This window comes from Spiroplasma endosymbiont of Sarcophaga carnaria (assembly GCF_964019595.1).
GTDB classification, from domain to species: Bacteria; Bacillota_I; Bacilli_A; order Mycoplasmatales; family Mycoplasmataceae; genus Spiroplasma; species Spiroplasma poulsonii.
The window spans coordinates 1,123,302-1,136,045 of record NZ_OZ026456.1 but is presented as its reverse complement, the minus strand read 5'-3'; the positions used below and the strand labels follow the sequence as shown (position 1 = coordinate 1,136,045).

Here is a 12,744-nt window from a genome sequence, read left to right as displayed (position 1 = left end):
TTTACCTCTATATATTAAAAATATACCTAATTTTAGGTATATTTTATAAATATCAAGAGTTTTCGACAAAATTAAAGAAAAACTCTTTTATACTGTTAATTTATTTGTGATAAACTTCATTATTAATAATTTTAAATCCCCGATAAATTTGTTCTAGTAAAATTAATCGACATAATTGATGCGGTAATGTTATTGCTCCAAAGTTTAATTGAAAAGCAACCTGTCCTTGGATTGTTAAATTAAAACCATGACTACCACCAATAATAAACATTAATTTTGCTTTTTTAAAATCCTTAACATCTGCTATTAAAGCAGCAATTTTTTCACTTGTTAATGATTTACCATCCAGAGCTAATAATACTTTATAATAATCGGGATAATCTAAAGCTTTTTTTATTACTAATACTGTTTGTTTATTAACTGCTACTTGTTCATTTTTATTTACAATTTCTTTTATTTCAATGATTTCGATTTTAGCATAATGTTTAATTCGCTCTAAAAACAAAGCACAACCCGATATTAAGAAACTTTTATCTAATGAACCAACTGTTAAAATTTTAATATCCATTACTTGTATTGATCTGTCATTGAATCAACATTAATTTTTCATTTTAAATCAGGAAAAGCATAATCTGGTGATAACGATGGAAATTGTCCATTTTTATCAACTTTTTTATCTTCATCAGCTGTTAAAATTCCATCTTTGTCACCTTTTTTAACATATCCTAATGCAATACTAACACTTGGATCGATATTAGGAACTGGAATCTTAAAATTATAGTCATGATAATCATCATTTGTTAATTTACTAAAATCATAAAAACCATAACTAAGAAAAAACCATTGATGAGCGTATGTTGGTTTATCCGTACTACTATTTGGATTTTTATAAACCAAGTAATTAGCGTAAGCAACTAATTTATCAATTATTGCTGAAAAAGTAAAACGTTTATGTTCGCCTTGGAATTCAAACCGAATTGTTACATTTGGAATTGTTATCGCAAGATAACGAGCTGATTGATAACCACGGTTCTCATTAATCTGGTCAAATCCTTTATTATAATTGTTATTTGGATCATTTAATCAATCTAAAATTGTCGCAACTGGCGATAAAGTTTTTAATGATGGTGGTGTATAAGGTCATTTTTTACTACCTCACGTATGTTCTTTCACCCAATCTTTATTTGATGTTTTTTCTGCATTACCACTCATTGTTACTAAATTTTGATTATTAGGATCAACAACAGTTGGGTTTTCATTTGCCGTTAAACCAACTTGGGTATAATATGAATCATAACTAGTTGAATAATTAGTAAAAAATTCTTCTCATAAGGTTTTTTGATTAATTTTTTTTGCATTATCAAAAGGGTCAGTTCCATCAATTTTTGCATTTGAAATAATATTATCTTTTTGTTCTTGTAATCCGGCAGCAATTTGTTCTGGTGTTCAATTTGCTCCTTTTACAGTTGTCTTACTATTGTCTTTTGTTAAATTTATTCCAGTTAAAAATGGAACAACGACATTACTAATTAATCCCATTCTTCTCCCTTGTAAACTATATTCATAAGGAGCTCCCGTTTCATCTTTCCCTGATTCAGCAGCGTTATCGATTCCATTAACTGATTTTCCAGTTACAGTCGGCGCATGACTAAATTTTTGATTCCCATTATATACAAAAACAGGCACCGGATTTCCTTGCGGTGTTGTATTACAAGCAACAAGTGAAGTTGTTGATGTTGTAATTAAAGTTGTTGCTGTAAAAAGTGATAATAATTTACGCATTTTAGACCCCTTTTCCTAAGCGTTTATTTAATATAATTGCATCTCTGCTACTAACTAAAATGTTAACCTAAATTTTAGCATTTTGCAAACCATAATCAGCAAATGAACCATGTTTTTTTACAAATAATAATTCGACACTACCAGTTGGGCCATTCCGATGCTTCGATAAAATTAACTGTGCTTTTTCAGTTTCCAATGGAGCATATAAGTTATTTGGATCATAGGTTTCATAATAGTCTTCACGAAATAAAAACATAATAATATCAGCATCTTGTTCAATTGCCCCTGAATCACGTAAGTCTGACATAATTGGACGTTTATCTTCTCGTTTTTCAACTGACCGTGATAGCTGAGATAAACAAATAATTGGTACTTCTAATTCCCGCGCTAAAGCTTTTAATTGGCGCGAAATAGTTGAAACCTCTTGTTGACGAGAATCACTAAAATGCGTTCCCGTACTCAATAATTGTAAATAATCAATAACAACTAATCCAACTTCATTTTCACGACACAGTTTTCGAAGTTTTGATTGTAATTCAATAACTTTTAATCCTGGTGTATCATCAATAAATAACTTGGTTTGTTTTAAAAAGTCCGCAGCCTTTGTAATATTTTCTCAATCACGAGTTTGTAAACCTTTTCCAGTACGAACTTTTGCTGAATCCACTGTTGAATAACTCCCAATCATCCGTTGAATCAATTGTTCTGCGGGCATTTCAACTGAAAAAATCGCAACAGCTTTTTTTGATTGTGCTGCAGATTTAACAGCAAAATTTAGAGCTAATGCCGTTTTCCCCATTGATGGTCGTGCTGCTAGAATAATAAAATCCCCTTTTTGAAAACCTGATGTCATTCGGTCTAAATCACGAAAACCACTTGGACTACCTGTTAACATTTCACCAGAATTTTCTAACAATTCAATTTTTTGTAAAACTTTGTCAACTTCATCAAATAATGTTTTAAATAAATTTCCTTTTCGTTCTTTTTTAACATCTAAAATCTCTTTTTCGGCTTTGCTAACAACTTCATCAATTGGCTGATGAGTTTCAATTTCACGATGGATATTTTCAAGCACCGCTTTTAAACGGCGTGAAGTGGTGTTTTTAATAATAATATCTAAATACTCTGTTAAATTTGCATCAGTTGTATATGATTGAAATAAATCTGTTAAAAATTCAATTCCCCCAATTTTATTTAACATATTATTTTTTAACATATAATTACTTAATGTCGTAATGTTAATGGCTACTTTTGCCAAAAACTGTTCTTGTAAGGCTTTAAAGATAACTTTATAATTCATTACGGTAAAATCTTCTTCTGTTAAAATTGAAAACACTTCTTCTGCAGCAGCAATTGAATGAGCAATAATTGCTAAAACATTTTTTTCCGCTTCATTAATAACATTAATCTTATTTAACTCTTTTTTACTTAAGTTATCCATTACCTAACTCTCCTTTTTATCAATCATCACCTTCAAAGTTGCAATTAAATTAGGGGCTAATTTAATTTTTAAATAGTGCAACCCAAAACTTGTTAAATTATTATTATCAAGAAATTTCTTTTTATCAACTTTTAAATTAAATTCTTTTGCCAAACGATCTTCAATTTGGGTTAATGAAATTGAACCAAAAGTTTTATTATCATGAACTTTTAATTTAAAATTTAAGGTTAATTGTTCTAAAGCTGTCTTTAGTTCTTCTAATGTCGCTTTATTTGCTGCTGCTTGGGCTGCTTGTTCGGATAGAACAACATTGAGTTTTGCTAAATTAGCTGGGGTTGTTGGAATCCCAAATCCTTCTTTAATTAAATAATTTTTCGCATAACCATCTGAAACTTCAATCACATCATTAATTTTGCCTTTGCCCTTAACATATTTAATTAAAATAACTTTCATCATAATCACCTATTATCAATTATATAGGAAAACTATCTTAAAAAAATACTTCTTTTATCATTTTAAGAAGGATAATAAAAAACGAATGATACTATTCGTTTTTAACCAATATCTAATAAGTACAAACATAAGACAGCTTTCTTAAAAACCTTGTCTAAGCGTTTTTCTGCATCAGGATCTTCTTGGTATGTTAATGAATTACGATATTTTGTATGTTGTAAGAAACTAAAAATATCATATTCTAACTTAGGATTAAATTCTTTGATGTCTGTGCGTTTTTCTTCTAACAACGGCAATAATTTATTTAATACTGTTAACTTAGCATTAATATCACCATTATTAGCAAAATACTCCGTAAAGATTGATTCCTTATTAATTTTTTCTTCATCATCATTATCATTATCAAATGAGCGCTTTGATGTAAACCCCGGTTTTCGTCTTAACTTTCTGTTACTACCAAAATGATTTTCTTTTACACCAAAACGTTTAACCTTGCAACTGTTACTAATTGTCTCAACAACATCAATGCCAAATCAATCTAACAATTCATAAATTTTAGTTGGGAAACTATTAAAAGCAATTGACTTATAATTATTTAAAGCATTAATAGTTGGTCCATCTGTTTCTGTTGATAAATTAACAACATTTAAACTATACTCACAAAACTTTAATAGTTCTGAATCTTCAACAAAAAAGGTATCAATTTGATTATAAATTACATCATAATTTTTTTGATCTTTTTTTTGAACTGATTTTTTATTTAAATCTAATTCCAAGTCATTAATCAAATCAATACTATAACTTTCTTTTATAATTCCTAATTCTTGTAAAGTATTATTTACTTCTAAATTAATATTAAAAAAAATAATTGCTTTATCAACATTCATTCCAAATAATTTAGTTGACGAATTATCTAACGATGTTTTAATAAATTGGTCATTGACCATCACTGACCAATCAGATAAAATTTCTTTAAAATTTGTTAAAAAATACGCATATCTTTTATTTTCATTTTTATCAAAAATTGACATACTTCACCCCTGATTATATTTTTTATTTCTACATTATATATATTATACCAAAAAAACAAGATTAATTAAAGCAATAACTTTGGATTTATATTTGATGATAAATAAAATAATTTTAATAATCATCGCTTTTTTATTGCATTCTATTTTCTTAACCAATTATCTTTTCTAAACAATTAAAAAAACATACCAATGGGAATTTGATATGTTTTGTTTATTGTTTACTGTTTAAATTAAATATATTTGAAATGGTGGACCCGAACGGGATCGAACCGTCGACCCCCTGCGTGCAAGGCAGGTGCTCTCCCAGCTGAGCTACGGGCCCAAAATTAGATAAAAAATGGTCGGGCTAAATGGACTTGAACCATCGACCTCACCCTTATCAGGGGTGCGCTCTAACCAACTGAGCTATAGCCCGAAAACCTAAATCATTATAACATTAATTTTATTTAAAAAACAACTATAAACCTTTAATTTTGTCGAAAACTCTTGATGAAATAAAAAAAATCATCAATATGACAATTTGAAAACTAATTTTGTGTAAGATTATGATTTTGCTTTAAATTTTTTAAACGTTAAAATATAATACCGTTGATTGTTGGTTTGGTGTTAAACCTTTGTGTTGGTATTTTCATTTTCAGAGCTTTAAATAATTTTGAATATTAGTGAAACCCAAACCATGATAATGAATTAAGGCTTCTTTAAGACTGGATTGTAATTTACTAATCTTATTTAACTTTTGATAACTAGTATCAGGGTTTGTACTAGTTTTGGTGGAATATAGAGTAGAATTTGTTTGTTTTGCTACTAATAAATATAGTGGTTGCATATCAGAAATAATTATTGATTTTTCTTTAATTAGTTGCTTATTCATATTTTCAATAATCCATTGTTTTTGTAATCTTTTGGTATTGGTGGATTGAACAAAAATATTATTATTGCTATCAACTGCCATTTGAATACAGCATTTGGTATCAGTTGAAAATGGATCGAGATGAGTTTTTCGTTTATCAAATTTATCTTTAAAATTGCCTTTATGAATTTCTTTAATAAATGTTTCATCCATTTGGATTTGACCATTTAATTTTTTAAATTTTAACTGTGTATTTTCTAATTGTTTTGATTGCATTAATTTTTGTCGATTATATCAAGCGGTTTTTGGGGTTGTTTTAATAAAACGAGAAATTATTTTACTAGATTGTCCTAACAATGAAATTTGAATTAATAAATTTCACTGTTCATAATTTAAATGACTTCAATAAGTAAAATGATGACGAAATGCATCAAAACTAGCACGACATTTTTTACATAAATATTTTTGTTTTCCTTCGGAATTATGACCATTTTTAACACAATGAAAAGATTTGCAATTAGGACATATAATGCCTTTATCTCTAAATTTTTGATCAATTTCATTTAAACGTTTTTGTTTTTTAATTAAGTCTGCTTGTTGTTTTATTTTTTCATAAAATTCTAAAAATTGATCATCTGTTAAGCTATTTATTAATTCTGTAATTATTTTTTTCATCATTTATTTACCTCTATATATTAAAAATATACCTAATTTTAGGTATATTTTATAAATATCAAGAGTTTTCGACAAAATTAAAGCTATAAACCCAAAATATTTTAAAAAAATAAGAAAATAATTTTTAGAACCCTAATCTAATTATTTATAGTAACTATCAGTAAAAAATAATTAAATTAAATAATAATTAATATAATTTTTAACCATATAAAAATGTTTCTCCTAACTTTAGATATTAATAAAAACCTAGAAAGGTTTTTATTAATATTCTCTTAGTTAAAAGAAACATTGCAAAAGTATTTAAATTACTTTTTATTTTACAATCGGATTTAAGTCTTCAATATCGTTAACATTCTCACGATTTGATTTTTTACGACTTTGTTTTTCTAACTTTGCTTGCAATTTTGCCGCTTTTAATTCTTCTTTTGCTAAACGTTTTGTTTCTTTCTTTGACATTTCTGAATTATGATTAAAATCATTATCATTAATAAAACTAAAGAAATCATCATCATTTAAATCAGTTGGTTTCGTTGTCGCTTGCGGTTGTGATAAATCTTGGTTAACATAAACTGGGTTTGCAACAAAAGCTTGTTCGTAGTAATCTGGCATTCCTGCCCCCGCTTGATTTTGTTGTTGCTCACCAGATGTTCCTTGTTGCCCAAATCCTTGTGATCCTAATGGGCCACTCTCTGCTCCTTGTTGTTCTAAAGGCAATTCATTTGTACCAATTGGTTGTGTACTATTATATTGTTCTTGTGCAGTAACGGGTGCTATTGGTTCAACTTGGGCTGTTTGTAGAGGTTCTGATTTAATATCAGTAACATTTGAAACAGCCACATTTTCAGAATTAAAACCACGACCGCTTTGTTGGCGATCATTATCTTCATCAGCATTCTTTCTTAAATCATCATCCCTTTTACTGCCCTGATGATTTTTTTCTGTAGAATCTTTTCGATGGTAATCTTCTTCTGAATGTTCATGATAACCCCCATGGCCACAAGTGCATCCACCACCACAGCCATTTTGCGATCAATGGTTAGGATACATGCCGTGATACATTCCTGGGTGCATTCCCATTGGTGGCATTGGCGGCATCATTGGATAATACGGATATGGCGCTAGCGCTGGTTGTTGAATAAAAAAGACTTGTGGCGAAGCACCACTAGCCGCAGGATACGGAGTAATAACTTGTTGTTGTGGTGGTGTCGAATATTGTGGGATTGCTGATACTGCTGAATAATTATTTGTAGGTGAAATTGATGGTGACAACGTTAGTGTACTAATAAACACTTCAGCATCACGGCGACTTCTAAATAACGCTATTTCACTATTGGTATCATGTGACTTCACTAAATATCCTTCTTCATTTGGTAAGATATAAAAGCCATTATTCATTACTACACCTCATTTACCCTATCTTCTACCCATACTTTACTATATATATTATAGCATAAAAAAAGGAAATAATATATAATATTATATCTATTTTTTAATTAATAGGTTATTTCTTTAAAAAATAAAAAATAATTATTCCTTTAAACTCTAACTTAAAGTTTCTATTTTCTTTAAAACTCGCTCAATTACTTTATTTTGGTTTCCTTTTCATCACTGCAACGATGAAATTCGTTCAAATTTTCAACCATTACTTTCTAAAATTGATTGTCGCCAAATATCTCGAGCTCGGTCCATTGGCTTAGAATGATATGTATGACCATCACACTCAATTGCTAACACAAAATTACCTGTTGTTTTATCTTTAATTCCTAAATCAATCCGAAAACCAGATTGTTTTACTTGCGGAATAATTTCAAATCTTTCTCCATTTAAATGTTTTTTCAATTGAGTATAAATTTCTTCTTCTAAAATACTATCCATTTGTTGATAAGGATTCTCATCACTATATTCTATAAGATATTTACTTCAAATTGATTGAAAAACCTCATTATCTAAATTGCATGATTGCAAGTGATCAACATAATTAATATAGTCAGCAAATACTTTTGCTCCTTCAGATTTTAGTGCTGAAATATCATAACCAAAATCATGACCCTTGATTGATTTTACAACAATAATTTTTTTAATAGCTCGGGAAACCGCAACATTAATTCGATTTTCACCATTTCTATTATTAATAGGACCAAAATTTCGTTTTAAACGATTTGTAACACTATCTCTTGCAAATGAAACTGAAAAAATAATAATATCTCTTTCATCTCCTTGTACTTCTTCAAGATTTTTTACAAATAAAAATTTATTAACATCAGACTTACCATTCATTTCTCATTCAACTATCGGATCATTTAGTTTTTCCAATTTTTCTAAAATTAAATTTGCTTGGTTCTTATTAAATGCAACAACCCCAATTGTTTCATTATTTTTTCTATTGTCTAAAATATTCAGAATTTCTTGCACAACAGTATTTGCCTCAATTTCATTTCTTTGATTAATTCATTTTCCATCAACATTGCGAACTTCAATTGCCTTCTGTTTTTTATATGGTTTTTCACAAACTAAGAGTTTTCCTTCATAAAATATTTTATTAGAGAATTCAATTAATTCACGATTCTCTGAACTATAGTGATAATTTAACATTTCCTTTGAAAAGAAAGTGGTTGCAAATTCTAGTAGTGATGAATACTCGCTTGCTTTAAATTCATCAATATCATCTTCTTCATCATAATCATCAAGATTTTTTGCAAAAAAATTCGATGGTTGAAGTTGTTTTCCATCTCCTGCAACAATAACTTTTTGACCACGATTCATTAAACTAATACCTCGCTCTAAAAAAATTTGTGAAGCCTCATCAAAAATCATATAATCAATACTCCCTCTTTTATTTGGAAACAATGTTATCCCGCCTTCAATTGAAGAAATAATAATTGGAAAAATTTCAGAAATAAAGACTCTGTATGATTCCATCATTTTTTTAAGAGTTGGCAATCGTTTTCCATCCATTAAGCGCTCAAATTTTACATATAATTTCGGTTGTTCTTGCTGTAATACTTCAATTTTGAACATTATATGTTTTGCAAATTTAATATGCAAATTTTTTAAATCTATTTTTTGCTTTTTCTTAATTAATTTTTTATATTCAGATTTTCAATCAATTTCTTCTAATTTGAAAACATCCAAATACTTATCTTCAAATTTTTTTAAACTAATACTAATACATTTTATTAAATACTCTAAACTAAGTTTATTATCTTTTAAAATACTAAGAATATCTTTTATTTCGTTATTAAAACTTACAGAATAATTATTACTTCATTTTGTTCCTAAATATTGATATTCATTTATAAGTTCATCAAACAATTCAAACTCTGAATTTAAAATATTACTAGTATAATATTTTTTTACTTTTCTTTTATTCCAAAAACCTTTAATTTTGTCGAAAACTCTTGATGAAATAAAAAAAATCATCAATATGACAATTTGAAAACTAATTTTGTGTAAGATTATGATTTTGCTTTAAATTTTTTAAACGTTAAAATATAATACCGTTGATTGTTGGTTTGGTGTTAAACCTTTGTGTTGGTATTTTCATTTTCAGAGCTTTAAATAATTTTGAATATTAGTGAAACCCAAACCATGATAATGAATTAAGGCTTCTTTAAGACTGGATTGTAATTTACTAATCTTATTTAACTTTTGATAACTAGTATCAGGGTTTGTACTAGTTTTGGTGGAATATAGAGTAGAATTTGTTTGTTTTGCTACTAATAAATATAGTGGTTGCATATCAGAAATAATTATTGATTTTTCTTTAATTAGTTGCTTATTCATATTTTCAATAATCCATTGTTTTTGTAATCTTTTGGTATTGGTGGATTGAACAAAAATATTATTATTGCTATCAACTGCCATTTGAATACAGCATTTGGTATCAGTTGAAAATGGATCGAGATGAGTTTTTCGTTTATCAAATTTATCTTTAAAATTGCCTTTATGAATTTCTTTAATAAATGTTTCATCCATTTGGATTTGACCATTTAATTTTTTAAATTTTAACTGTGTATTTTCTAATTGTTTTGATTGCATTAATTTTTGTCGATTATATCAAGCGGTTTTTGGGGTTGTTTTAATAAAACGAGAAATTATTTTACTAGATTGTCCTAACAATGAAATTTGAATTAATAAATTTCACTGTTCATAATTTAAATGACTTCAATAAGTAAAATGATGACGAAATGCATCAAAACTAGCACGACATTTTTTACATAAATATTTTTGTTTTCCTTCGGAATTATGACCATTTTTAACACAATGAAAAGATTTGCAATTAGGACATATAATGCCTTTATCTCTAAATTTTTGATCAATTTCATTTAAACGTTTTTGTTTTTTAATTAAGTCTGCTTGTTGTTTTATTTTTTCATAAAATTCTAAAAATTGATCATCTGTTAAGCTATTTATTAATTCTGTAATTATTTTTTTCATCATTTATTTACCTCTATATATTAAAAATATACCTAATTTTAGGTATATTTTATAAATATCAAGAGTTTTCGACAAAATTAAAGCCAAAAACTAATCTTATGCTTTAATTTATCTGTTAAATAGTATTGAACAATAACTAATTCTTTTTCTGTAGTAGCATTTCAATTAAAATTTACTACCTTTTTGAAAGCTGTAAAATTTTTAATAATATTACTTTTTGCTAAAATATAATCATAATAATCACTAGCCTGTAAATATGTTTTAATTTGCTGACATTGTTCATCAAAATTATTTAATAAAATATTATTAAAAATTTCGTAATCTTTGACTTTACTAATAATCTCATCAGCAACTTTGCCTCTATATTTTGTTAAATCATTAATATATGTTTGAGCATCTTCGGTTGCTAAAGCATCATGAAAATTACTAATTTGATTTAATAATTCATTAATTTTAGTTGAAATATCTTCTGTTGATTGCACCGGCTGTGAACTTCACATTCTTAAAGAAGAAAAACTTTTACGTAACTGATTAATAAACAATTTTTTATCATTTTTTAAATCATAAATTAATAAAGCAAAGGTTTGAAAATGTTTTAGTCTATTATAAACGACTTCTGTTGCAACTCTTTTTTCAGCACAAAAAAGCGCTTTTTTATTATTATTCAAAATATTAATTAACAAATTAACAATTGTTTGTGATTTACCCGTCCCCGGTGGACCATTAATAACAAGATTTTTTTGTAATGCTGATGAAATAGCTAATTTTTGTGAAAAATCTAATTCTGAAATTTGCACAATTTTTCCCATTGATTTAATAGGATTATAATTCTTATCAACAACATCCTTGTTACTTAATTGATTTTCTAATTCAGTAAAATATTCTTCTGAATTTTCCCAATTATCTAAATCATGAATTAATTCTGCACTTTCGGTTTTATAAAACCCAATTAAAGCACTATAAACTAAAGATGAATCAATAATTTCTGCTTTTTTTCTTAATGTTGCTAATGACTAAAACTTAAATGGAAATTTTACAAGATTAAATTCTTTTACAAATTCTAAATTTGGAATATTGATATTTAATTTCTCACAAAAAATGTTGAGCATTAAATCATATTTATTTTTAATAATTTCAAAAATTGAATTATTATCATTTTCATCATTTTCCAGTTGTTCAATTTCATTCGCTAAATCTGTCTTTAAAAAATATCCCGATCGACTTAATAAATTAATGTTTGGATTAATATTTTGATCTCAATTAATACTAAATTTATTGTTTGCTTGCTCAAACGTAACGTTAAAAAAGAATAATGGTCCTCGATAATAATCTATTTTATTATTTTCATCATAATATGCACCAGAAACAAAAGGAAATCCAATTTTCAAATGTGAAATCCCTGTTTCTCGACGAGACTCTGCATCCGTTTTATTTAATTTAAGTAATTTCTGATATATTTCATTTTTTCTTCATAAAATATACTCATTTATATTATCATTAACATCTATTTCATTATTTTTTTCATAAATTCTATCTGTTTCATAATCTGTTAAGATTGATAAAGTGGGTTTTAAAACCGTTTTGTTATTTAAAAAATCTAATGATATTTTTCCTTTTATTAATAACTCTTGAAACAAGTTTTGATTTCCTAAATAATTGCCAATTTCAAATAAATCAATAACTCGAAATGATTGGCGTTTTAAATCCACAAAATTTGCTAAACTATTTTTACTTCTTGCTATAACACGTTCTTTAATTTCCCGTATATTCATTTATAACCTCCATTTAAATAAATTTGCAACTGATTAATTTTATTATTTCATAAATTGAAAATTATTAAATGTAAATTGTAAATGCAAGTGCAACAAATCTATTAATTTAATAATAACATAAAAAATATAACTTAAGGAATTATGTAAAATGAAGTGCAACAAATCTTATTAGTCAAATAATACAATAAAAATCATAAAAAATCAATTATAAATTTTTAAAAATCAAAATATTTATAGTTTTTATTTTATTTTAAGGAAAATTAAGCACACTAAAAAATAATTTATTAAATTACTTCAAATAAA

11 protein-coding genes and 2 tRNA genes are annotated in these 12,744 nt (G+C 26.8%); all 13 read right to left on the bottom strand.

Annotated elements, in window-relative coordinates; genetic code table 4:
* Positions 1–100: 100 nt before the first annotated feature.
* The 13 genes from AACK91_RS06465 to AACK91_RS06405 all read right to left on the bottom strand — a co-directional run bounded on the left by AACK91_RS06465 (position 101) and on the right by AACK91_RS06405 (position 12,441).
* Positions 101–568, bottom strand: a complete 468-nt coding sequence (locus AACK91_RS06465) for a 23S rRNA (pseudouridine(1915)-N(3))-methyltransferase RlmH (protein ID WP_338965318.1) — start codon at positions 566–568, stop codon at positions 101–103.
* On the bottom strand, positions 568–1,782 hold the full coding sequence (locus AACK91_RS06460; RefSeq protein WP_338965316.1) for a lipoprotein: 1,215 nt from the start codon (positions 1,780–1,782) through the stop codon (positions 568–570). Before AACK91_RS06460 ends, AACK91_RS06465 begins: the two co-directional genes overlap by 1 nt.
* 67 nt (positions 1,783–1,849) lie before the next feature.
* Positions 1,850–3,223 carry a replicative DNA helicase gene (gene dnaB / locus AACK91_RS06455; RefSeq protein ID WP_338965314.1) on the bottom strand — a complete coding sequence of 458 codons (1,374 nt, stop codon included), beginning with the start codon at positions 3,221–3,223 and terminating at the stop codon, positions 1,850–1,852.
* Positions 3,224–3,226: 3 nt separating this feature from the next.
* Positions 3,227–3,679 carry a 50S ribosomal protein L9 gene (rplI, locus tag AACK91_RS06450; RefSeq protein ID WP_338965313.1) on the bottom strand — a complete coding sequence of 151 codons (453 nt, stop codon included), beginning with the start codon at positions 3,677–3,679 and terminating at the stop codon, positions 3,227–3,229.
* Positions 3,680–3,777: 98 nt separating this feature from the next.
* Positions 3,778–4,707, bottom strand: coding sequence for a hypothetical protein (locus tag AACK91_RS06445; RefSeq protein WP_338965311.1), 930 nt, complete (start codon positions 4,705–4,707; stop codon positions 3,778–3,780).
* A 246-nt stretch (positions 4,708–4,953) separates the two neighbouring features.
* Positions 4,954–5,029: transfer RNA gene (locus AACK91_RS06440), tRNA-Ala, on the bottom strand.
* 16 nt (positions 5,030–5,045) lie between these two features.
* Positions 5,046–5,122 (bottom strand) — tRNA-Ile (locus tag AACK91_RS06435).
* 150 nt (positions 5,123–5,272) lie between these two features.
* The gene (locus AACK91_RS06430) at positions 5,273–6,235 is read right to left on the bottom strand and encodes an IS1/IS1595 family N-terminal zinc-binding domain-containing protein (protein WP_338963247.1); all 963 of its coding nucleotides are present in this window, start codon (positions 6,233–6,235) and stop codon (positions 5,273–5,275) included.
* 309 nt (positions 6,236–6,544) lie between these two features.
* Entirely contained in the window at positions 6,545–7,627 is a 1,083-nt protein-coding gene (locus AACK91_RS06425; RefSeq protein ID WP_338965309.1) for a hypothetical protein, read from the bottom strand.
* Positions 7,628–7,774: 147 nt separating this feature from the next.
* Positions 7,775–9,652, bottom strand: coding sequence for an AAA domain-containing protein (locus AACK91_RS06420; protein ID WP_338965306.1), 1,878 nt, complete (start codon positions 9,650–9,652; stop codon positions 7,775–7,777).
* Positions 9,653–9,709: 57 nt separating this feature from the next.
* A complete protein-coding gene (locus AACK91_RS06415) occupies positions 9,710–10,672 on the bottom strand; it encodes an IS1/IS1595 family N-terminal zinc-binding domain-containing protein (RefSeq protein WP_338963247.1) in 963 nt (320 codons plus the stop codon).
* A gap of 74 nt (positions 10,673–10,746) precedes the next feature.
* Positions 10,747–11,478 carry an AAA domain-containing protein gene (locus tag AACK91_RS06410; RefSeq protein ID WP_338965303.1) on the bottom strand — a complete coding sequence of 244 codons (732 nt, stop codon included), beginning with the start codon at positions 11,476–11,478 and terminating at the stop codon, positions 10,747–10,749.
* Between the two features lie 204 nt (positions 11,479–11,682).
* The gene (locus AACK91_RS06405; protein WP_338965301.1) at positions 11,683–12,441 is read right to left on the bottom strand and encodes a DUF4011 domain-containing protein; all 759 of its coding nucleotides are present in this window, start codon (positions 12,439–12,441) and stop codon (positions 11,683–11,685) included.
* Positions 12,442–12,744: the final 303 nt, after the last annotated feature.